Raw genomic sequence first — 21,617 nt, forward strand, 5'->3', positions numbered from 1 at the left:
TTCACCCACATTCATAATTACGAAAATTTAACCTTATTTGAACTTCCTATTTCTGTCTACAAGGCATGATCCCCCATCGTTTTATTTTGTGATCCAAGCGTGACGACCGAAGCCCAGACCTCTCCAGGCAGGACCGCCGTTCCCCGCCGGACCGCTTTCCGCCTCTTCTGCACCGCCTCGCTCTGTTTCTCGGCCCTCCCGGCCCTGGCCCAGACCGCTCCCGCCGACACCGTCGTCCCGGAAGCGATCGCGACCGTCGCCCCCGCTCCGGCCCAGGTCGGCGCCGCCGCGACCACCGCCCCGGCCGCCGCACAGACCAGCACTCCCATCGCCTCGGCCAAGCCGGCCGCCGCCAATCAGGCACCCGCGCCGTCGCGCAGCAAGGCCGACGCTGCCGCCACCGCCACCCTGGCCGCCCTGCTGCCGCACCTGGCCGCCAACGACACCATCCCGCTGATGGACCGCTCGGCGATGTTCGCCGGCGACATCAGCCGCCTGCTGGCCAACTACGACGTCTCCCAGCCGGTCCCGCGCGAAGGCGTGGTGCCGGGCGGCGACAAGGTCCAGTCCGTGCTCAAGCGCGCCATGGCGCTGCTGGGCACCCCGTACCGCTGGGGCGGCGAAGACACCGAAGGCTTCGACTGCAGCGGCCTGGTCGGCTACGTGTTCCGCACCGCGCTGGGCATCGAACTGCCGCGCGTGTCGCGCGAGATGGCCCGCGAGGCCAGCGCCCAGCTGATCAAGGACCGCGACGCGCTGGCGCCGGGCGACTTGGTGTTCTTCGGCCGCAAGGGCCGCGTCGACCACGTCGGCCTGTACGTCGGCGAGGGCCGCTTCCTGCACGCCCCCAGCCGCGGCAAGGACGTGCGCGTGGACACGCTGACCTCGGGCTACTGGGGCGAGAAGTTCGTGCAGGCGCGCCGCGTGGCGATGTAAGCCGTCCCGTCTGCAGACATTTCAGGAAAGGCCGCTGGCGACAGCGGCCTTTTTCGTTGTGGGGATTCACGGCCACCTCGCTGGCCGCCGCACCACGGGCGCACGGCGACGCCGCTCGCAGGAGACAGCGACGAGCGGGCTAGCGTCGCAGCAGCCAGCGACACCTGCCCGCGCAACCACGGAGACCAGCCGGCGCGGCCGCACCTGGCATGCCGCGACTTGCGCTGCGCCGGCGGGACTCGCCGCGTTACCCGCTGCAGTTGCGCGCTGTCCGCATGAACGTCATTGCCGCCGTCCGCATTGCCCACCGGCACGTTACGCTGGGCGGCCTCGATCGCGTCAGCCGAACTTCGATGACAGCACTTCCCTCGCCTGCCCTGCAGGTCCGCCATGCGGCCGCGTCCTGGCCGCGCCAGCGGGCGCTGCGCTGATGCCAGCCGCGCCCACCCTGCCCACGCCCGCACAGGCGCTGGCGCTCGCGCAATCGCTGCTGTCCAACCGTTACGCCGACGCGGCCTTCGGCTTCGCCGCCGGCTCGATCCTGCGCGGCGAAGGCACGCACCTGTCCGATCTCGACCTGGTCGTGGTCTATGCGCATCTGCCGGCCGCACGCCGCGAATCGTTCCTGACCGACGGCGTGCCGGTCGAGGCCTTCGTGCACGATCCAGGCACGCTGGCCTGGTTCCTCGATGAGGACGCAGCGCGCGGCCGTCCCAGCCTGCTGCACATGATCGCCGAGGGCCACATCGTCGGCACGGCGACAGACGCGGCCCACGCCCTGCAAGCCCAGGTCGCCGCGCGGCTGCAGGCCGGGCCGCTGCCGCTGACGCCGGCGCAACGGGACGCGCTGCGCTACGAGATCACCGACTTGGTCGACGACCTGTGCGGCGAGCGCAGCGCCGCCGAGATCGTCGCGATCGGCGCCCTGCTGCATCCGCGCCTGGCGGAACTGGCGCTGCGCGGGCGCGGCCACTGGTACGGCAGCGGCAAGTGGGTGCCGCGCCTGCTGGCACGGATGGACCCGGCGGTGGGCGCACGCTTCGAGCAGGCCTTCGCCACGCTGTTCGCCAGCGCCGACTGCGCGCCGGTGCTGGCCCTGGCGCAACAGGAACTGGCCGCGCACGGCGGCCGCCTGTTCGATGGCGACTGCCGCACCGCGCCGGCGGACTGGCGCGCGTAAGGTTCGCGCTCAGCCGTGGTAGTGGGCGATGGTGTCCTCCATGCCCTTGCTCAGCTCCATCACCTTCTGCGCGTACTCGGCCAGGCGATGGTCTTCCGGCGTGTCCGGATGCCAGGCCGGCACCGCGGTCGGCCGGCCTTCGACGCCGTCCAGGGCCACGAACACGATGATGCAATGGGTGCACAGGCGCGGCTCGCCGCCCATCGGATCGCGGGCGCGCACCTCGATGGCGAAATGCATGCTGCTGGTACCGGTGTGGACCAGCTTGGCGCTGACTGTGACCATGTCGCTGATGCGGATCGGCGCGACGAAACGGATGCCGCCCACCGCCACGGTCACGCTGTAGTGGCCGCTCCAGCCCACCGCGGCGGCGTAGCCGACCTGGTCGATCCACTTCATCACCACGCCGCCGTGGACCTTGCCGCCGTAGTTGACGTCGATCGGTTCGGCCAAGAAGCGGAAGGTCAGTTCGCGTTGGGTGCCGCTCATCGGGAGTCCATGCAGGGGAAGAAGGCGGCAGTCTGCCATGCGCCGACGCCGCCAATCGCAATGGCGCCGCAATGGCCTGCGGTCACGGCCGCGCTGGCGGCCGACGGGGTCGACTACGCCGCGGCCAGCGCCAGGTTGTCGCGCTTGCGGATGCACAGCCACGGGAAATGCGGCTGGCGCCAGCGCAGTGCACGCAGGCAGCGCACCGACAGCCGTCGGGGGTCGAACAACCGGCGCAGCACGATGCCGTCCAGCACTGCGTCGGTGTGCTGGTGGTACTGCTGCGCCAGTTCGGCGCAGCCCAGGTCGCTGAAGTAGCGCAGGCTGCGCGCGGCGCTGGCCCGGGCCTGCTCGGCGTCGGCGTAGAACGGGCTGTCGAGGATGTGCAGTTCGCCATCGTGCTGCAGCAGCTGCAGCAGGCGCGCGATCAGCGCACGCGGGTCGGCGAAGTACTGGAGGCAGGCCGGCACCACCACCACATCGAACCGCTGCGTCGGCAGCGGCAGGCGCAGGATGTCGCCGGCGACGAAGCTCAGCCGCGGCTCGGCGGCGAACACCCGCGCCGCCTGCGCCAGTTCGGTGCGATTGACGTCGACGCCGCAGACCTCGCGCTGCAGGCCGCTGGCCAGGCGATGCGACAGCCAGCCGTTGCCGCAGCCCAGTTCCAGCAGCGGCCCGTCGCCGTCGCGCGCACGCAGATGGCGCAGCAGGCGCCGGCACGATTCGGCACGCACCCGCCATTCGTGGCTGGCGCCGAGCGCGCCGGGCGGCTGCGGCAGCGTGCGCACCTGCGCGTCGCTGTAGAACCGGCCTTCGCGGCGGCGCACCTCAAGATACCGCTGCTCGAACGGGTCGTCCGGCAACGCGTCGTGCACCAGCACGCCCTCGCGCAGCGTCAGCCCCGGCAACTGCCGCAGCTGCGCGCGCAGACGCTCGACAGGCGCGCTCACGGCAGCATCAACGCACCTGGCCGGAACCGTCGACCGGCGGATCTTCCAGGCCGACATTGCTCGGGGCCGCCTCGTAGATGGTGCGGTCGAGCAGGCCGGTTTCCTTGGCCACCAGCACCGGCACCAGCATCTGCCCGGTCACGTTGGTCATGGTGCGCATCATGTCCAGCACGCGGTCGATGGCGTACAGGTAGCCGATCACCTCCAGCGGCAGGTTGGCCGCACTCAGCACCACCGTGGCCATCACCACCGCGGTGCCGGGCACGCCGGCGGTGCCGAAGCTGCCCAGCACCGAGGCGATCAGCACCACGAAGTACTGGTTGGCGGTCAGCGGCACGCCGGTGTACTGGGCGATGAACACCGCGCACAGCGCCGGGAAGATCGCGCCGCAGCCATCCATCTTGATGCTCGCGCCCAGCGGCACCGCGAACGCCGCGTAGTCCTTGTTGACGCCGAGATTGTGGGTGATCGAGCGCAGCGCCACCGGCATCGCGGCGAAGCTGGAGGAACTGACGAAGGCCACCTGCATGCCCGGCGCGGCGCCGCGGAAGAACTTCCACGGGTTCAAGCCATGCACCAGCAGCAGGCCGCTGTAGACCACCACGATGTGGATCGCGCAAGCCAGATACAGCGCCAGCACGAAATTGCCGAACGGCAGCAGCTTGCCGAAGCCGTAGCCGCCGACCAGTGCCGCGATCAGGCCGAAGGTGCCGAGCGGGGTCATCTCCAGCACGAAGCGGGTGACCTGGATCATGATCTCGCTCATCTGCTTGGTGAGCTTGCGCGCCTCGGCCACGCGCTCGCCGAGCTTGACCATGGCAAAGCCGAGCAGCGCGGCGAAGAAGATCACCGGCAGGATCGAGCCGCGTCCGGCCGCCAGCACGGTCTCGCCGGCGGCATTGGTCTTGGTGCCGATGCCGGTCAGCGCGTAGAACGGATTGGACGGCACCACGTCGAGCAACACCTGCACCGGGCTGGGCACGTCGCGCGGGGTCCAGGCGCTGTCCACACGCAGGCCCAGATGGCCGGCACCCGGCTGCAGCACGGTGCCCACGGCCAGGCCGACGCCGACCGCCAGCGCCGCGGTGACCACGAACCACAGGAAGGTGCGCCCGCCCAGCTTGGCCACCGACTGCTGCCCGTGCAGCGCCGAGATCGCGTTGATGACGGCGAAGAACACCAGCGGCACCGCGATCATCTTGATCAGGGTGACGTACAGATCCCCCAGCGGCTTGAACCAGGTTTCCGCGGTCGGCCCCAGCGCCCAGCCGGCCAGGGCGCCCAGCACGAAGCCGGCGACCACGCGCTGCCAGAACGGAATGCGTAACCAGGCCGTCACCAGTTTCATCGACGCTGTCCAGAAATCTCGGGGGTTTCGCACGATAGCGCACCCCGGCGGCAACGACGACGCCATGGCTGGAAAGGCGCGATGTCATCGGCGTGCCTTGTCGCAACCGGCATAATGCGGGGGACTTCGTTGTTCAGGACCCGTTCCGCGTATGCGCCTTCCCGTTTCCGCTCTCGCCGCCGCCTCCACCCTGCTGCTGGGTGCCTGCGCCAGCGCGCCGCACGCGCCGGCCGCCAGCGCCAACGTCGCGCCGATCATCGTCCCCGCCGTGGCCCATCCGGCCGGCGAGACCCCGGCCTGGTGGTACCGCAGCGGCGCGGCCAAGGCCGCCAACAACGGCGCCATGCGCGGCAAGGCCAAGAACGTGATCCTGTTCCTGGGCGACGGCATGAGCCTGACCACGGTCGCCGCCGCGCGCATCCTCGACGGCCAGCGCAAGGGCGCCTCCGGCGAGGAGAACCAGCTGTCGTGGGAGGCGTTCCCGGCCACCGCGCTGAGCAAGACCTACAACACCGATTCGCAGACGCCCGACTCGGCCGGCACCATGACCTCGATCACCACCGGGGTGAAGACCCACATGGGCGCGATCGGCGTGGCCGCCGGCAAGCGCGACGCCTGCGCCGACAGCCTCGGCAAGCAGTTGCTGAGCTGGCTGGAACTGGCCGACAGCGCCGGCATGGGCACCGGCATCGTCACCACCACCCGCCTGACCCACGCCACCCCGGCCGCGACCTATGCGCACGTGCCCGAGCGCAACTGGGAAAGCGATGCCGACCTGCCGGAGAAGGCGGTCGCCGAGGGCTGCCGCGACATCGCCCAGCAGATGGTCGGTGCGCGCTTCGGGCGCGGCCCGCAGGTGATGCTGGCCGGCGGCCGCGGCCAGTTCACCACCGTCGAACAGCGCGACCCGGAGTACGACGACAAGGTCGGCCTGCGCCTGGATGGCCGCGACCTGGTCGGCGAATGGCGACAGCGCCATCCGCAGGGCGCCTACGTGTGGACCCGCGGGCAACTGGAGGCGGCGCAGAACGCACCGGCGCTGCTCGGCCTGTTCGAGCCGGACCACATGCAGTTCGACCACGACCGCGACCGCAGCGCCAACGGCGACCCGAGCCTGGCCGAGATGACCCGCGCCGCGATCCGCACCCTGTCGCAGGACAAGAACGGCTACGTGCTGATGGTCGAAGGCGGCCGCATCGACCACGCGCACCACGCCGGCAACGCCTACCGCGCGCTGGACGAGACCATCGCCCTGTCGCAGGCGGTGCAGGCCGCGGCGGACGCGACCTCGGCCGAGGACACGCTGATCATCGTCACCGCCGACCACTCGCACACGCTGAACTTCGTCGGCTATCCGCAGCGCGGCAACCCGATCCTGGGCAAGGTGCGCGGCACCAGCGGCGAAGACGCCAACACCGGCGACCTGGCGCTGGACGGCAACGGCCAGCCCTACGCCACGCTCAGCTACGCCAACGGCCCCGGCTACACCGGCGCCAGCAACCAGCAGCCGGCCGGGGTCAAGACCTTCCCGCATGCGCCGAGCAGCTTCGAGCCGGCCAACGGCCGTCCCGACCTGACCCATGTCGACACCGAAAGCCCGGACTTCATGCAGGAAGCGCTGGTGCCGACCAAGGCCGAGACCCACGGCGGCGACGACGTCGGCATCTGGGCGCGCGGCCCCGGCAGCAACGCGTTCCGCGGCAGTCTGGAAGAAAACGTGATCTACCACGTGATCGTGCAGGCCACACCGACGCTGCGCGCGCGGCTGTGCCAGGCCGGCACCTGCAACGGCGATGGGGTGCCGGTGGAATTGCCCAAGCCGGCGGCGTTCATGACCAGCGCCGCGACTGCGCAATGAGCCGGCATCGGCTGCACGGCGGCCGCCTGCGCGGGGTCGTTGCGGTGTTCGCAGGGTTCGCTGCGTTTGCCGCGCTCGGCGCCGCGTCGGCGGCCACGGCGCAACCGGCCGCCGCGGCCTGCCGACTGGGCGACCCGAATAGCGACCGGCCGGTGGTGCCGGGCTGCCGGCTCGGCGCCGACGAACGCCTGGTACTGACGCCGCAGGCGCTGCGGCACCTGCATTTCGATCGCGACGGGCTGGCGCTGCTGAGCGTCGGCGCACGCTTCTACTACGTGCGCGCCGATGGCCGCAGCCTGCCGGTGATCACCTGGGACAACGGCCCGGACGGCTTCGCCGAAGGTCTCACCCGCGGCATCGTCCACGGCCGCATCGGCTTCTACGACCGGCAACTGCGCGAGGTCATCGCGCCGGTCCACGACTTCGCCTGGCCGTTCGAGCACGGCGTCGCCGAGGTCTGCGATGGCTGCAGCGCCGGCACACCCGACGCCGACGGTCATACGCCGATGCAGGGTGGCCGCTGGTACTCCATCGATCGCCATAATCGCGAAGTGCCGGCGCCGACGCGCTGAGCCGATCTGCGAGCGCGGCATGGCCGCGTTGTCGCGGACAACGTCGCCAAGGCTGGTCCTCTGCAACGCGTCTCTTGCTGCAGCTCCACGATATCGGCGGAAGCGCATCGTCCGCGAGGTGAGACATTCCCGCGTCGGGACTGAAGTCCCTCCCACAGGGAGCTGACTCACCTTTGCGCTGCTTCAGACGCCGTCGCGCGCTGGCCACAGGCCGGGCGTCGCGTGCTGGCGGTCGACACCGAGCACGCGCCCTGACGAGCAGGCAACCGAATAGTCCCGGGTGCCGACACCTGCTTTTGTGGGAGGGACTTCAGTCCCGACGCGTCGAACTGACAGGCATCGGGACTGAAGTCCGTCCCACAACGCTGGTCGGGCTCAAAGACGTCGCCCTGGTCGCGCGTCGCGCTGGCAAGCGCTTGCGTCTACAGTGACGCGATGGCTCCGCGCGTCTCCACGTCCCCCTTGTCCGCCCTCGCCGCCGCACTGCCCGATCCGGCACCGGCGCCGCTGCTGCTCGGCTTCAGCGGCGGACTGGATTCGACCGTGCTGCTGCACCTGCTCGCGCAACACCCTTCCTACCGCGACGCCGGCCTGCGTGCGCTGCATGTGCACCACGGCCTGCACGCCGAGGCCGACGCCTGGGCCGCGCAGTGCGCGCAGGCCTGCGCAGCGTTAGCGGTGCCGCTGCAGGTGGTGCGGGTGCAGGTGCCGCGCGACAGCGGCGATGGCCTGGAAGCGGCGGCGCGGCAGGCGCGGCGCCACGCCTTCGCGCAGGTACTGCAGCCCGGCGAATGGCTGGCGCTGGCGCAACACCGCGACGACCAGGCCGAAACCTTCCTGCTGCGTGCGCTGCGCGCGTCCGGCCCGGATGGCCTGGCGGCGATGCAGGCACTGTCCGACTTCGCCGGCAGCCGCCTGTGGCGGCCGCTGTTGGCGCAGCCGCGCAGCGCGTTGCACGCCTATGCACAGCAACACGGCCTGCAGTGGATCGACGACCCCAGCAATGCCGATCCCGGCTTCGATCGCAATTTCCTGCGGCTGCAGGTACTGCCGCTGCTGCGCCAGCGCTGGCCGCATGCCGACGCCGCCCTCGCCCGCAGCGCAGAGTTGTGCGCCGACGCCGGCGCGTTGCTGGACGCGGACGACCGCGCGGTGCTCGAGACCCTGCAGGACGCCGCAGGCGCCCCGCTAGCGATCGCCCCGCTGCGCGCCCTGCCCGCGGCACGGCGCGCGCGTGTACTGCGGCGCTGGATCGCGCAGGCCGGGCTGCCACCGTTGCCGGCAGCCGGCCTGGCCGCGATCGAACGCGACCTGCTGCAGCCGCGCGCCGACGCCGCGGCGCAGTTCGCCTGGCATGGCGCCAGCGTGCGCAGTTGGCGCGACACGCTGTACGCCGAACACGACCTCGCGCCCTGGCCGGCCGACTGGCAGGCGCAGTGGGATGGTCGTGCGCCGCTGCCGTTGCCCGACGGCCGCCGCCTGCACCTGCTCGCCGACACCACGCTGGCCTTCGACACGCCGCTGCTGGTGCGCGCACGCCGCGGCGGCGAGCGCCTGCGCCTGCCTGGGCGTGCACAGTCGCAGTCGCTCAAGCACCTGCTGCAGACCCAGGCGCTACCGCCGTGGGAGCGCCAACGGCTGCCGCTGCTGTTCGACGCCACGCAACTGCTGGCCGCCGGCCCGGACCTGCTGGCCGCGCCGCTGCACGCCTGGCTGCAGGCGCGCGCCGCACGCCTGGTGCTGGATCCGCTGACAGTGCCGGCGACAGCGTCGCATTGACCCTGCTGCCGCCGCCGCGCACACTTTCGCCATGCCCAAGAAGCCTCAAGACGATGCCTCCCCGGTCGCCCGCTTCGAGCAGTCGCTCGAGGAACTGGAAGTCCTGGTGGAGAAGATGGAAGCCGGCGACCTGAGCCTGGAACAGTCGCTCAGCGCCTACGAGCGCGGCGTGGGCCTGTACCGGCAATGCCAGCAGGCGCTGGAGCAGGCCGAGTTGCGCGTGCGCCTGCTCAGCGATCCCGAGCAGCCCGACAGCGCCGAACCCTTCGACCCCGTGCCGCCCCATGGCGGCTGACGCGGCGTTCGCGCACTGGCGCGAGCGGGTGGAAGCCGGTCTGCAGGCGCAATTGCCGGCGGCGACGCTGGCCCCGCAACGCCTGCACGCGGCGATGCGCCACGCCACGCTCGGCGGCGGCAAGCGCATGCGCCCGCTGCTGGTGTACGCCAGCGGCGCGCTGTTCGGCGCCGACGCCGCGCGCCTGGACGCGCCGGCGCTGGCGGTGGAACTGATCCATGCCTACTCGCTGGTCCACGACGACCTGCCGGCGATGGACGACGACGCCCTGCGTCGTGGCCAGCCCACCGTGCACATCGCCTTCGATGAAGCCACCGCGATCCTCGCCGGCGATGCGCTGCAGAGCCTGGCGTTCGCGCTGCTGGCCAATGCCGAGGACGCGGCGCCGACGCTGCGCGTGCAGTGGCTGCAGACCCTGGCCGAGGCCGCCGGTGCGGCGGGCATGTGCGGCGGCCAGGCGTTGGACATCGACGCCACCGGCCGCGTGCAGGCGCTGACCGACCTGCAACGGATGCATGCGCTGAAGACCGGCGCGCTGATCCGCGCCAGTGTGCGCCTGGGCGCGCTCGGCGGCGGCGCCGACGCCGCGGCGCTCGCGCAACTGGACAGCTTCGCCGCCGCGCTGGGCCTGGCCTTCCAGGTGCGCGACGACATCCTCGACGTGGAAGCCAGCTCCGAACAGCTCGGCAAGACCGCCGGCAAGGACGCAGCGCAGGCCAAGTCCACCTACCCCGCCCTGCTGGGCATGGACGGCGCTAAGGCTAAGCTGGCCGAACTGGCGCAGGCGATGCAGGACAGCCTGCACGGCTATGGCGGCTCCGCCGAGGCGCTGGCGGCACTGGCGCGGCTGGCGGTCGACCGCGCGCACTGAGCGCGGCGCTCGACGCGTGCGAGTGCCGCAGCTGGGCCGCATGCGTCGTTGCCACAGAACATGCGCCGCCTCCGCGAAAGCAAGGAGTGATGCTGGCGCTGGCCGCACGCAGCCGTTGATGACCAGAGGCGCTGTCGTAGAAGCGGCTTCAGCCGCGACACACGTCATCGGTAACGCCTGTCGCGGCTAAAGCCGCTCCTACAGGGAGTCGAGGGTGAGGTGTCTGGGGGCAATGTGGGAGGGACTTCAGTCCCGACTACGTTTACCGTCCGATCGTCTGCTACGCCGGTCGTCGCGGATGCATGACGGTCGATGCTGGCGCTGGCCGCACGCAGCCGTTGATGACCAGAGGCGCTGTCGTAGGAACGGCTTCAGCCGCGACAGACGTCATCGGTAACGCCTGTCGCGGCTGAAGCCGCTCCTACAAAGTGGCTGGGGGCAATGTGGGAGGGACTTCAGTCCCGATTGCTTTTACCGTCCGATCGTCCGCTACGCCGGTCGTCGCGGATGCATGACGGTTGACTCCTACACCAGGCAACCAGGCAACCAGGCGCATCTCGCACCACCGCAATCCCGCGTTGTCGCAAACGTCCCGACGCCGCTTGCACCGCTGCAGATCGCGCTGACGCCAACGGCAGCGAAGGGAGATCTCTGCATTCCTCATCGCCTTCGGCGAACGTGCCGCCAGCGCGATCTTCACCCACTGCACGTGCAGCGCGCGGGCGAGCGTCATCACAACATGGCCTAGCGCAGCGCCGCCCTCGATCCGCGCGTGCGACTGAGCGTTGCCGCTGCAGCGCGACAGCCACGCACGGCGATGCGTTCTCTCGGCGCCGATACTGAGACCTGGCGCGCGCTTCGCTGGACGAAATCGAAGACAAACGCGCCTGCGGCGCGCACGCGTGCAGCACCGGGCTAGTTTGCTTCGGCCCCTGTCATGGGGCACCCACTTTCGACGGAGAGAGACTGCATGAAACACGCATCCCGGATCTCGGCAGCGATCGGCTTCAGCCTGGTCGGCATCATCTCGGCGGCTACCGCGCAATCGCAACTCACGCGCGCGCCCGCGCCGCTGCAGGTCGAACTGACGCCGGTCGCCGACGCCGACGGCCAGCAGCGCGGCCAACTGGCGGTGACCGTCCGCAACACCGGCGAGCAGGTCGCGCGCGTGCCCAAGTGGGAACTGCCGCTGGGCGATCTCGACAACGCGCTGTTCCAGGTCCAGCGCGACGGCAAGCCGGTGGATTACGTTGGCCGCCTGGTCAAGCGCGCCGCGCCGCGCGCCGACGACATGGTGGTGCTGCAGCCGGGCGAAGCGCGGCAGGCACGGATCGATCTCGGCCAGGCCTATGACCTGAGCCGCAGCGGCACCTACAGCATCCGCCTCGACGCGCCGCTGCAGGGCGCCGCGTTCGCCGATGGCGCGCGCATGCTGCGCGCCGATGGCGCGCCGCAGACGCTGTCCAGCGCCCCGCTGACGGTGTGGCTGGACGGCGGCCGCGGCCGCGCGGTGCGCAATGACCTGATGGTCGGCCCGCAGGCGGTGGTCAACGGCGTCAACTACGCCTCGTGCAGCACCAGCCAGATCAGCACCATCGGCAGCGCGGTGAGTGCCGCGCGCAACTACTCGCAGAACGCCAAGACCTATCTCAACGGCGGCAGCACCGGCGCGCGCTACACCACCTGGTTCGGCGCCTACAACGCCAGCCGCTACAGCACCGCCACCTCCAACTTCGTCAACATCGATTCGGCGATCGACCAGAACAACGGGCAGATCACCATCAACTGCGGCTGCAGCGACAGCTCCTACGCCTACGTCTATCCGAACCAGCCGTACCAGATCTACGTCTGCAACGCGTTCTGGAGCGCGCCACTGACCGGCACCGACTCCAAGGCCGGCACCCTGATCCACGAAATGAGCCACTTCAGCGTGGTCGCCGGCACGCAGGACACCGCGTACGGGCAGAGCGCGGCCAAGAGCCTGGCCCAGAGCGATCCGGCGCGCGCGGTGAAGAACGCCGACAGCCACGAGTACTTCGCCGAGAACAATCCGTCGCAGAACTGAGTCCGGTACGCCGGTGATCGCCCGGGCGCCGACCTGCCGTCGGCGCCCGGTTCGCGTGCGGCCCGTGCCGTACGCCTTGGTGGCTGGGTTCCCAGGCCACCCATCCTTCCAACCTAGGCAATCGCGCACTGCCGGGAAAGACCTGGTTGTCCAGCGCGCGCTCGGACACGCCCAGATGCGCAGCGAGCACGTGCCGGAACAGGCTGCGCAGGTCGCTGGTGGCACGCAGATCGCGGGCCTCATTCAGGGCCCACGGCGACAGATGACGGCGTTCGCTCTGGTAGTCGACCTTGCTGCGTAATGGCGAGCGCCTCGCAAACGCGCCGGTGGGGCCGCGGTGGACGGCCTGCGCTCCACTCTGCCGGCGGGCCTCCCAGGCACAAAAAAGGCCCGGCGCAGCGGCCGGGCCTTTGGAGAAGCGTCGCAGCGGCGCTTACTTGATCAAGCGCAGCGCGAACGGGTAGCGGTAGGCGACGCCTTCGTTGGCCTTGATGCCGGCCAGGATGCAGAACACCAGGTTCACCACCCACACCACCGGCATCAGCAGGCCGCCGATGACGATCACGCTGAGCACCACGCAGATCACGTACGCGATGGCGACGGTGATCTGGAAATTCAGCGCTTCCTTGGCCTGGTCGTTGAGGAAGGACTTGGCCGGGTTGTCCTTGTTGATCAGCCAGATGATCAGCGGCACGATGAAACCGGCGATGATCCCGGACAGATGGGTGATCAGCGCGACCGTGCGGTCTTCCTGCGGCCCTGCCGAGGCCGGCGGCGGCGGCGGGGCGGTGACGTTGTCGAATTCGCTCATCGGTATTCCGTTCCTTTGGTGGTGAGGGGACAAGACGTTTGGCGCGTCACTCTCGGCGGCTGGCGCAGCGCTGTCAAGCCAAGCCGGCAACGCGGGAAAACGCCTCGACGGGCTCGAGGATCGCCCCCCGGCAACCGCGGCGCCAATCCAACGCCCCATACGGCAGCGGATCGCGCTAGCGGCGACCGAGCATGGCCCTGGCCGCCGCGTACAGGCTGACGCCCATCGCCACCAGCAGCATCAGGGCCAGCAGCCACCCGAACACGAGCACGGCACCGAAGATCAGCACGCTCGGCGCCAGCAAGACCGCACTCAGCAGGGACAGGCCGAGGCCCATCCGCATGGCCTGGCGCGCGTGTTCGGCGGCGAACGGCTGCCTGCCCCGCAGCGCCCACCATTGCACGCCCGGCAACAGCCACAGCAACAGCAGCCACCACAGCGCGTAGCCCAGGTGCACATTGCAGGCGGCGAACAAGCCGATCCACATCGACAGATGCGCAAACGCCGCCAGCACGCGCTCCCACGCGGAGGCGGGGCCGTCGGTGATCGTGTTCTCGGTGTCGGTCGCCTGCATGCCTAAAGCGTCCTTGCGCGCTGCCTGCATCGGGCCGCTTAGTCGTTGCCGGCCACCGTCATCCTGCCGACCAGCACCGCACCGATGTGCACGTGCGAGCGCACGTCGATGTCGGCGCCGACCGCCTCGATGTCCTGGAACATCTGCCGCAGGTTTCCGGCAATGGTGATCTCGTCCACCGGATAGGCGATTTCGCCGTTCTCGATCCAGAACCCGCCGGCACCGCGCGAGTAGTCGCCGGTGACCGGGTTGACGCCGTTGCCCATCAGGTCGGTGACCAGCAGGCCGCGCGGCAGGCCCTTGACGATGGCCTGCAGATCTTCGGCATTGGCCGCCACCTGCAGGTTGTGCACGCCGCCGGCGTTGGCGGTGGTCTGCAGGCCCAGCTTGCGCGCCGAATAGCTGCCCAGCACGTAGCGCTGCAGCACGCCGTCGCGCACCAGCGGCGCCTCGCGGGTGGCCACGCCCTCGCCGTCGAAGGCGGCCGAGCGCAGGCCGCGGCGCAGGTGCGGCCGCTCGTCGATCGCGAACCATTCCGGGAACAGGCGGGTGCCGGCGCTGTCGAGCAGGAAGCTGGCGCGGCGGTACAGCGCACCGCCGGAGACTGCGCCGAGCAGATGCCCGATCAAGGAGCGTGCCGTCTCCGGCGCGAACAGCACCGGCACCTCGCCGGTCGGCAGCGAGCGCGGCTGCAGCCGCGCCACGGTGCGCTCGGCGGCGCGGCGGCCGATCGCCGACGCGCGCTCCAGGTCCTCGCGCGCCAGGGCGCTGCTGTACCAGCCGTCGCGCTGCATGCCGTCGCCCTGCCCGGCGATCAGCGTGCAGGCGATCGAATGGTGGGTACTGCGCTCGCAGCCGATGAAACCGTGCGAATTGGCGTAGACCGACAGGCTCTCGCTGGTACCGGCCGAGGCGCCGTCGGAGTTGCTGATCCGCGCATCGGCGTCGCGGCCGGCGGCCTCGCAGGCCAGCGCCAGGTCGATCGCCTCCTCGGCCTGCAATTGCCATGGATGCCAGCGGTCGAAATCCGCCTGCTCGCGTGCCATCAGCGCCGCGTCGGCCAGGCCGGCGGCCACATCGTCCTCGGTGTAGCGGGCGATGGCGCAGGCCTGGGCCACGGTGGCCTCCAGGCTGGATTCGTGCAGGTCGGCGGTGCTGGCGCTGCCCTTGCGCTGGCCGAAATAGACGGTGACGCCGATGCCGCGGTCGCGGGTGGACTCCACCGTCTCCACCGCGCCCAGGCGCACATTGACGTCCAGTCCGCGGTCTTCGCTGCAGCTGACCTCGGCCTGGCTGGCGCCGAGCGCGCGGGCGCGCGCCAGCAGCCGTTCGGCGATGTCGGACAAGCGCTGCAGGCGCTGCTGGCTGTCGTCGCGGTGCAAATCGGGGGTGATCGCGTTCAATGCTTTATCCTTGTTGTGCGAATCCCTTCGCCCCTGTCCGGCCGTCCTGGCCGGATGTGTTGATTTGATTTCCAGCCCGATCGAGTAGTACGAGCATGCGCGGACGCGACGAAGACACCGGTGAATTCCGCGGCGAAAGCCGCAGCCAGCAACGCCGCGAGGCGCTGGAAGTGCTGAGCCTGGGCGAGAAGCTGGTGGCGCTGACCCCGGCGCAGCTGGCGAAGCTGCCGGTGCCCGAGTCGCTGCTGCCGCACATCGCCGAAACCAAGCGCATCACCTCGCACATCGCGCACAAGCGGCAGCTGGCGTTCCTGGCCAAGCAGATGCGGCGCGAGGACGAGGCGGTGCTGGAGGCGATCCGCGAGGCGATGGACGTCAACAGCGACAGCGCGCGCCGCGAAGTGGCGGCCATGCACCGGGTCGAGGACTGGCGCGAGCGGCTGCTCGCCGAAGGCGACACCGCGCTGGCCGAACTGCTGGCCGAGCATCCCGATGCCGACCGCCAGCGGCTGCGCCAGCTGGTCCGCAACGCCAAGGACGAACGGCTGAAGAACAAGCCGCCGCACGCCTACCGCGAGTTGTTCCGGGAACTGCGCGAGCTGATCCTGGAGGCGGCGGGACCCGGGACCCGGGACCCGGGACCCGAAGAAGCCGACGACGACGCGGCGTTCGACGACACGCGCGACTGAGGTACGGCAGCATCGGCTGCGGCGCACGGCCGCCGACACTCGCCCAGCCCGGCGAGCGCGGCGCGTGATGAACCTACCCGTCAGGCCGGCACTGCCGCAGCGCACCGCGGCGCCCGCTTTGCCGATTCCCGATTCCCGAATCCCCACTCCCGGCTCCTAGGCCGTCCCGCCCACGGTCAGCCCGTCGATCAGCAGCGACGGCTGGCCCACGCCCACCGGCACGCTCTGCCCGTCCTTGCCGCAGACGCCGACGCCTTCGTCCAGCGCCAGGTCGTGGCCGATCATGCGCACCTTCTGCATGGTCTCCGGGCCGTTGCCGATCAGGGTGGCGCCCTTCACCGGCGCGGTGACCTTGCCGTCCTCGATCAGGTAGGCCTCCGTGGCCGAGAACACGTACTTGCCGCTGGTGATGTCGACCTGGCCGCCGCCGAAGTTGACCGCGTACAGGCCCTTCTTCACCGAGCGGATCATCTCCTGCGGGTCGTGCTGGCCGGCGCGCATGTAGGTGTTGGTCATGCGCGGCATCGGCAGGTGCGCGAACGATTCGCGGCGGCCGTTGCCGGTCGGCGCCACGCCCATCAGCCGCGCGTTGAGCGTGTCCTGCATGTAGCCGACCAGCACGCCGTCCTCGATCAGGGTGGTGCAGTTGGTCGCGGTGCCCTCGTCGTCGACGTTTAGCGAGCCGCGGCGACCGTCCAGGGTGCCGTCGTCGACGATGGTGACGCCGGGCGAGGCCACGCGCTGGCCGATGCGACCGGCGTAGACGCTGGTGCCCTTGCGGTTGAAATCGCCCTCCAGGCCATGGCCGACCGCCTCGTGCAGCAGCACGCCGGGCCAGCCCGGCCCCAGCACCACCTGCATCACCCCGGCCGGCGCCGGCACCGCTTCCAGGTTCACCAGCGCCTGGCGCAAGGCCTCGCGGGCGAAGGCTTCCGGGCGGCCGTCGGCGAACAGCGTGGTGTAGTCGTAACGGCCGCCGCCGCCGGCATAGCCGGACTCGCGGCGGCCCTGCTGTTCGACGATCACCTGCACGTTGAGCCGCACCAGCGGGCGCACGTCGGCGGCGAGCACGCCGTCGCTGCGCGCCACCAGCACCGTGTCCACGCCGCCGGACAGGCTCACCATCACCTGCTGCACGCGCGGGTCGGCGGCGCGCAGGTACTGGTCCAGCCGCCGCAGCAGCTCCACCTTGTGCGCGTTGTCCATCGCGTCCACCGGATCCAGCGCCGGATACAGCGCGCGGCCGCCGCCGCGCTGCAGCGCGTGCGCCGGCTGCGCGCCGCCGTCGCGGGAAATGGCTCGCGCCGACTGCGCCGCGGCCAGCAGCGCGTCGCGGTGGATGTCGTCGGAATAGGCGAAGCCGGTCTTCTCGCCGGAGATCGCGCGCACCCCCACGCCCTGCTCGATGGAGTGGGCGCCGTCCTTGACGATGCCGTCCTCCACGCTCCAGCTCTCGCGCCGCGAATGCTGGAAATACAGGTCGCCGAAATCGATGCCGGGGCCAAGCAGCGTGCCAAAGGCGCGCTCCAGGCTGGCGGCATCCAGGCCGGCGGGAAGCAACAGGCGGGTTTCGGCGAGGCTCAGGGCGTGATCGTTCATGGGCTCAACATGGGGGAGGAAGGCGCGCAGCGCAAGCGGCGCGCGGCAGCGAACGCGAATGACCAGTGCGCCGCGGGTCTCTGTGCCGTCACCCCTATCGCCTCGCAGGAGCGGCTTCAGCCGCGACGGGCCTTACCGGTAACGCCCCATCGCGGCTGAAGCCGCTCCTACGGACGGGGCGCGATCGAGGGCGTACCTGACGACGGTGCCGGCGGCCGCGCCGATTCGCGCTCGATCACGTCCACCTTGGGATCCTTCCACGGTCCGGTGACCCGGTAGGTGCGCGCGCCGATATTGCCCAGCGGCTTGCCCAGCACCGCGTTGGCGGCGGCGCCGACCGCCGCGCCGACCGGCCCGCCGGCGACCGCACCGACCACGGTCAGCAGATTGCCGGACTTGGGATTGACGTCGATGGTCTGGTCGAACTGCTGCGCGCGCAGATCCGCCTCGCCGCGCACCTTGATCTCGGCGGCCGGGCCATCGATGACTAGGTTGTCGCTGCGCGCCATCCCGTCGCCGAAGCGGATCTGGCCGTCGATGCGGTTGAAGGCGAAGCCCTTGGAGAAGAAGTCGCGGAAATCGAACATCAGCCGCCGCGGCAGCTGCGCCACGCTGAGCAGGCCGAGCACGCGCCCGGCGCCCGGGTTCAGCTCCAGCAACTGGCCGTTGCGCGCGGCCACGTCGAGCTGGCCCTGCACCGTGGCCAGCTGCAGGCCGGCCGGCGTGCCCGGCCAGGCCGCGCTGAGCTTCAACTGGCCTTCGCCGCCGCGCACCTGGCCACCGAAGTCCAGGTTCTGCATCAGCTCGCCCAGGTCGCGGCTGTCGACGTTGGCGTCGAGCTGGGTATGGGCGGTGGCACCCTTGCCGCGCCAGTCGCCGCTGATGTCGATCTTCTGCTTGTCCGAGCGCAGGTGCAGTTGGTCCACCTGCATGCCGTCGGCGAGCTTGCGCGTGCGCAGCGAGGCCGCGCCGAGGGTGATCGCGCCGAAGCGCAGGTCGTCCACGTCCAGCGCCAGCGCCGGGATCGTGGCCGGATCCAGGCTGTCGGCGAACGGGCCGGCCGGGACCGGGCCGGCGCTGCCGGCGACGCCATTGTCGGCGGGCGTGGCGACCACCGCCGTCGGCGCGCCGTTCGCCGCCGGCAGCGTGGCCGTGGCCGAGCGCCAATGCACCCGCGCCAGGCGTCCGCCAAGCACGCCGCCGTCCTTGGTCGGCACGCTGAGGTCGCCGGCCAGGGCCGGGCCGTCCAGGTGCACGTCGATGCTGTCGGTCTGCGGCAGCAGGCGCAGGCGGGTGTTGTCGAACACCCCGCCCAGCAACAGCAGGTGGTCGGCGAGGATCTCGATGCGGCGCAGCGGCATCGGGTCTTCGCCGCCGTTGGCCGCGGCGGCGTTCGGATCGGGGCGGCTGACCACGCTGATCCAGTCGATGGCGTTCAGCGCTGCGGTGCGCCCGGTCACGACCAGGCCGCTGGCCGGCGGTTCGTCGGCGACATGGTCGCTGCCCATCACCACGCGCACGCCGGTCTTGCCGCCCTGGCTGCGCGCCGCCAGCGCCATCAACTTGCCGAAGACCACCTCGATGCGGCCGCTGCCGACCGGCAGCGGCACGTTGACCGAGGTCGCCAGCGGCGTCGCCGGTGCCTTGTCCATCGGCGCCGGCATCAACAACTCGGTGCCGACCAGGTCCGAGCGCAGTTGCAGCCGGGTCGGCGGCTGCGCGCCGCCGTCGGGCGTCTTGGGCAGGCCCACGCCGATGTTCCAGCGCGAGCGGCCCTGCACGTAGGGTTTGAGCCAGGCCATTTCCGGCACCCGGTCGAGCAGTTCGTTGGCGTCCAGCGACGCGCTCAGCGCGGCCTCGAAGGCCTGCTGCGGATCCTGCACGCCATCGCCGGCCCGCAGCGCCAGTTCGCCCTGGTGGCCCTGGTAGGACACGCTCAGCTTCTGCGCGGCGAACCCGGTATCGCTGTAGTTGGCGCTGCCGCGCATGTCGTCGAAGGCCAGGTCCCAGCGCTTGTCGGCGATATGCGCGCCGAGCAGGTCGACCGTGCCGCGCAGGTGGTGGGTGCCGACGTCGGCCCGCAGCGGCTGCAGCAGATCGAAGGTGACGTCGGCCGGCCCCGAGGCGCTGAGCGCATCCAGGGTGTCGCCGTAACGGGTGCGCAGCGGGCTCTGCCGCAGCATCGCCAGCAGCTTGCCGGTCTCGGCGCGGGTGCTGGCCAGCACGCTGAGCTGGCCTTCCTTGTAATCGGGCAGCGCCGCGGACAATTGCTCCACCGGCACCCCGCCCATGCTGCCGCGGCCATGCACCTCGAAACCGTTGCCGATGAAGGCGACGCTGGCGTCCACGTTCTCCACCGCCGGCCAGTCGTGCTGGAAGCGCACCTTGGCGTCCTCCAGCCGCGCGGTCGCCTCGAAGCGGCCGTTGTGGTCGGCGAACGGCCAGTCGTCCAGGTCGCCGGAGACCAGCGCATGGCCGTCGCGCAGGCGCCCGCCCTGCAGCGCGGCGTCGAGCCAGTCGGTGGCGGCCTTGCTCATCTTGGAGTGCACCCAGAACTTCTTCGCCGCCACCACCGGCGCGTCCTGCAGGTCGGCGGCCAGGTCGATCCACGGCCGCGAGCCGTCGTCCTGGAAGCGCAGCCCGCCGCGCACGTCGGCGCCGTAGTCGCTGCCCTGCACGCGCAGCCCCGGGGTCGCCACGCGCAGGCCGTCGCCGTCGCGAAAGGCGACGATGCGCCCGGCCAGTTGGACCTGGTGGACCACGCCGAAGCCGCTGGGCCAGTCGACCCGGACCGGGCTGCCGGCCTCCAGCGCCAGTTCGCCGGCCTGCGCATCGCCGTCGAAGCGGCCGCGCAGCCCGCTCACGCCGGGCGCGCCGCCGGCCGGTGCGAACGCCAGCTCGGCCAGGCGGCCCTGGCCGTACAGCGGGCCGCCGGGCACCCCGCTCACCGCCACCTGGGTCAGCTGCAGGCGCGGCTTCGCCACCGACAGCCAACTGCGCAGGCCGGGCGAGAGGCGGTCGCTGAGTCCGGCCACGGCGATCAGCGGCGCCACGTCGAGATGGTCGCCGAACAGGGCGTAACGGCGCCCGCCGGCCACGGTCAGCCCGTCCAGGCGTTGCAGCGGCTGCCCGGCCTGGCCGAACTGCAGCTGCGGCGCATCCAGCCGCCAGCCACCGTCGATCTGGCGCCAGCGCGCCTTCGCGCGGAAGGTGGTGAAGGCCAGTTGCGGCCGGGTGCGGCCGTCGGCCAGCGGCGCGCCGCGCAGGCGCAGCTCGCGCAGCGTGGCGTCGACGGTCACCCCGGCGACCCGGCGCTGCTGCAGGTCCAGCCAGGCCTGGACTTCGCCGACGCCGCCCTGCAGTTCGATGCCCGCCGCATGCAGCAGGCCGGCCCAGCCCGCCAGCTCCGCCGGCCGCACCGCCAGGTAGGCCTGGCCGTCGCCGCGGTGGCGGTCCAGGTCCAGCACCGCGGTCAGCGGCGCCTGTTGCAGATCGCTCCAGCCCTGCACGCCGACCTGCAGGCGCTCGCCGTTCACGCGCATCCGCAGGTCGATCTTCGGCACCTGCGCTTCCAGGCCCAGCGAGGGGGCGTGCACGCGCAGGCGGCCGTCGATGACCTGCAGCTCGCCCAGCCCTTCCAGCGCATCCAGCGGATCGCCGCCCTGCCCCGAGCTCGGCAGGCCCTGCACGCTCCAGTTGCCGTCGTCGCCGCGCAGCAGGGTCAGCGCCAGGCCGCGCAGGCGCAGTTCGGTGAACGAGCGCCCCGGCAGCAGTCCCGCATACATCGACACCAGCACCTCGGCCTGGCCGATGCGCACGCCGTCGCCGGCGCCGATGCGCAGCCCGTCCAGGCGCAGCAGCGGGCCGCGCCGGGTCCAGGCCGTCTCCAGCCGGTCAAAGCGGATCGGCCGCCCGGCGCGCTCGCTCAACCACGCCGCCACCTGCTGCGGATGCCGCTCCACGAACGGCAGCGCCTGGCTCAGCGCCCCCACCGCCAACGCCACGCACACCAGCGCGATCGCCACCGCGTAGAACGCGAAACGGCGAGCCAGGCGCAGGCGGCGGCGCAGGGGGGTATGCATCAGGGGCGGGGAATGGGGAATCGGGAATGGGGAGTCGCAACAGCAGCACGCGAACCGCTCATTGCCACGTGAAATTCGGCAAAGGAATCAGGGGATGCATCCGCACCGACAGCGCG

At 71.1% G+C, this 21,617-nt stretch carries 17 protein-coding genes; 9 read left to right on the top strand and 8 right to left on the bottom strand.

Translation table 11 applies throughout. The features are described 5' to 3' along the window. Positions 1–99: 99 nt before the first annotated feature. Both NUG21_RS13905 and NUG21_RS13910 read left to right on the top strand, forming a co-directional pair. Positions 100–936 (top strand): C40 family peptidase, encoded by an 837-nt coding sequence (locus tag NUG21_RS13905; RefSeq protein ID WP_263391172.1) that lies wholly within the window; start codon positions 100–102, stop codon positions 934–936. A 430-nt stretch (positions 937–1,366) separates the two neighbouring features. Beyond that, positions 1,367–2,116, top strand: coding sequence for a nucleotidyltransferase domain-containing protein (locus tag NUG21_RS13910; RefSeq protein WP_263391173.1), 750 nt, complete (start codon positions 1,367–1,369; stop codon positions 2,114–2,116). Positions 2,117–2,125: 9 nt separating this feature from the next. Here NUG21_RS13910 and NUG21_RS13915 read toward each other — a convergent pair whose 3' ends face one another. The 3 genes from NUG21_RS13915 to NUG21_RS13925 form a co-directional block, all read right to left on the bottom strand. Further along, positions 2,126–2,605 (bottom strand): acyl-CoA thioesterase, encoded by a 480-nt coding sequence (locus tag NUG21_RS13915; protein ID WP_019798477.1) that lies wholly within the window; start codon positions 2,603–2,605, stop codon positions 2,126–2,128. 113 nt (positions 2,606–2,718) lie between these two features. After that, positions 2,719–3,486 carry a class I SAM-dependent methyltransferase gene (locus NUG21_RS13920; RefSeq protein ID WP_263393091.1) on the bottom strand — a complete coding sequence of 256 codons (768 nt, stop codon included), beginning with the start codon at positions 3,484–3,486 and terminating at the stop codon, positions 2,719–2,721. A 76-nt stretch (positions 3,487–3,562) separates the two neighbouring features. After that, entirely contained in the window at positions 3,563–4,903 is a 1,341-nt protein-coding gene (locus NUG21_RS13925) for a dicarboxylate/amino acid:cation symporter (RefSeq protein WP_152182838.1), read from the bottom strand. Positions 4,904–5,054: 151 nt separating this feature from the next. On the opposite strand from NUG21_RS13925, the gene NUG21_RS13930 reads away from it, so the two are divergent. From NUG21_RS13930 to NUG21_RS13955, 6 genes are all read left to right on the top strand, one after another. Continuing rightward, a complete protein-coding gene (locus NUG21_RS13930) occupies positions 5,055–6,761 on the top strand; it encodes an alkaline phosphatase family protein (protein WP_263391174.1) in 1,707 nt (568 codons plus the stop codon). Further along, a complete protein-coding gene (locus NUG21_RS13935) occupies positions 6,758–7,333 on the top strand; it encodes a WG repeat-containing protein (protein ID WP_237473342.1) in 576 nt (191 codons plus the stop codon). The genes NUG21_RS13930 and NUG21_RS13935 overlap by 4 nt, the downstream gene beginning before the upstream one ends. 462 nt (positions 7,334–7,795) lie before the next feature. Next, positions 7,796–9,112: a tRNA lysidine(34) synthetase TilS gene (gene tilS / locus NUG21_RS13940; RefSeq protein ID WP_263391175.1), complete on the top strand. Its 1,317-nt coding sequence runs from the start codon at positions 7,796–7,798 to the stop codon at positions 9,110–9,112. A 31-nt stretch (positions 9,113–9,143) separates the two neighbouring features. Further along, on the top strand, positions 9,144–9,407 hold the full coding sequence (locus NUG21_RS13945) for an exodeoxyribonuclease VII small subunit (RefSeq protein WP_160947972.1): 264 nt from the start codon (positions 9,144–9,146) through the stop codon (positions 9,405–9,407). Further along, on the top strand, positions 9,397–10,278 hold the full coding sequence (locus NUG21_RS13950) for a polyprenyl synthetase family protein (RefSeq protein WP_263391176.1): 882 nt from the start codon (positions 9,397–9,399) through the stop codon (positions 10,276–10,278). Before NUG21_RS13945 ends, NUG21_RS13950 begins: the two co-directional genes overlap by 11 nt. Before the next feature lie 970 nt (positions 10,279–11,248). Then, a complete protein-coding gene (locus tag NUG21_RS13955) occupies positions 11,249–12,343 on the top strand; it encodes a M35 family metalloendopeptidase (protein ID WP_242082094.1) in 1,095 nt (364 codons plus the stop codon). 433 nt (positions 12,344–12,776) lie between these two features. Here the strand turns inward: NUG21_RS13955 and NUG21_RS13960 are convergent, their stop codons facing one another. The 3 genes from NUG21_RS13960 to pmbA form a co-directional block, all read right to left on the bottom strand. Beyond that, positions 12,777–13,154, bottom strand: coding sequence for a DUF4870 domain-containing protein (locus tag NUG21_RS13960; protein WP_019797965.1), 378 nt, complete (start codon positions 13,152–13,154; stop codon positions 12,777–12,779). Positions 13,155–13,329: 175 nt separating this feature from the next. After that, positions 13,330–13,758: a DUF4870 domain-containing protein gene (locus NUG21_RS13965; protein ID WP_263391177.1), complete on the bottom strand. Its 429-nt coding sequence runs from the start codon at positions 13,756–13,758 to the stop codon at positions 13,330–13,332. A gap of 8 nt (positions 13,759–13,766) precedes the next feature. Next, the gene (gene pmbA / locus NUG21_RS13970) at positions 13,767–15,131 is read right to left on the bottom strand and encodes a metalloprotease PmbA (RefSeq protein WP_263391178.1); all 1,365 of its coding nucleotides are present in this window, start codon (positions 15,129–15,131) and stop codon (positions 13,767–13,769) included. Positions 15,132–15,226: 95 nt separating this feature from the next. Here pmbA and yjgA point away from each other — a divergent pair, with 95 nt between their 5' ends. Then, the gene (gene yjgA, locus NUG21_RS13975) at positions 15,227–15,820 is read left to right on the top strand and encodes a ribosome biogenesis factor YjgA (protein WP_242082097.1); all 594 of its coding nucleotides are present in this window, start codon (positions 15,227–15,229) and stop codon (positions 15,818–15,820) included. A 156-nt stretch (positions 15,821–15,976) separates the two neighbouring features. Here yjgA and tldD read toward each other — a convergent pair whose 3' ends face one another. Then, complete coding sequence (gene tldD / locus NUG21_RS13980; protein ID WP_160947978.1) at positions 15,977–17,419, bottom strand: metalloprotease TldD; 1,443 nt, start codon at positions 17,417–17,419, stop codon at positions 15,977–15,979. A gap of 167 nt (positions 17,420–17,586) precedes the next feature. Further along, positions 17,587–21,501, bottom strand: a complete 3,915-nt coding sequence (locus tag NUG21_RS13985) for a YhdP family protein (protein ID WP_263391179.1) — start codon at positions 21,499–21,501, stop codon at positions 17,587–17,589. Positions 21,502–21,617: the final 116 nt, after the last annotated feature.

This window comes from Xanthomonas sp. CFBP 8445, from assembly GCF_025666235.1.
GTDB lineage: Bacteria > Pseudomonadota > Gammaproteobacteria > Xanthomonadales > Xanthomonadaceae > Xanthomonas_A > Xanthomonas_A indica.

Coding starts and splice junctions, on each gene's coding strand:
- NUG21_RS13910 (WP_263391173.1), top strand. CDS start 1,367: ATGCCAGCCGCGCCCACCCTGCCCACGCCCGCACAGGCGCTGGCGCTC.
- NUG21_RS13915 (WP_019798477.1), bottom strand. CDS start 2,605: ATGAGCGGCACCCAACGCGAACTGACCTTCCGCTTCTTGGCCGAACCG.
- NUG21_RS13925 (WP_152182838.1), bottom strand. CDS start 4,903: ATGAAACTGGTGACGGCCTGGTTACGCATTCCGTTCTGGCAGCGCGTG.
- NUG21_RS13930 (WP_263391174.1), top strand. CDS start 5,055: ATGCGCCTTCCCGTTTCCGCTCTCGCCGCCGCCTCCACCCTGCTGCTG.
- NUG21_RS13935 (WP_237473342.1), top strand. CDS start 6,758: ATGAGCCGGCATCGGCTGCACGGCGGCCGCCTGCGCGGGGTCGTTGCG.
- NUG21_RS13945 (WP_160947972.1), top strand. CDS start 9,144: ATGCCCAAGAAGCCTCAAGACGATGCCTCCCCGGTCGCCCGCTTCGAG.
- NUG21_RS13950 (WP_263391176.1), top strand. CDS start 9,397: ATGGCGGCTGACGCGGCGTTCGCGCACTGGCGCGAGCGGGTGGAAGCC.
- NUG21_RS13955 (WP_242082094.1), top strand. CDS start 11,249: ATGAAACACGCATCCCGGATCTCGGCAGCGATCGGCTTCAGCCTGGTC.
- NUG21_RS13960 (WP_019797965.1), bottom strand. CDS start 13,154: ATGAGCGAATTCGACAACGTCACCGCCCCGCCGCCGCCGCCGGCCTCG.
- NUG21_RS13965 (WP_263391177.1), bottom strand. CDS start 13,758: ATGCAGGCAGCGCGCAAGGACGCTTTAGGCATGCAGGCGACCGACACC.
- yjgA (WP_242082097.1), top strand. CDS start 15,227: ATGCGCGGACGCGACGAAGACACCGGTGAATTCCGCGGCGAAAGCCGC.
- tldD (WP_160947978.1), bottom strand. CDS start 17,419: ATGAACGATCACGCCCTGAGCCTCGCCGAAACCCGCCTGTTGCTTCCC.
- NUG21_RS13985 (WP_263391179.1), bottom strand. CDS start 21,501: ATGCATACCCCCCTGCGCCGCCGCCTGCGCCTGGCTCGCCGTTTCGCG.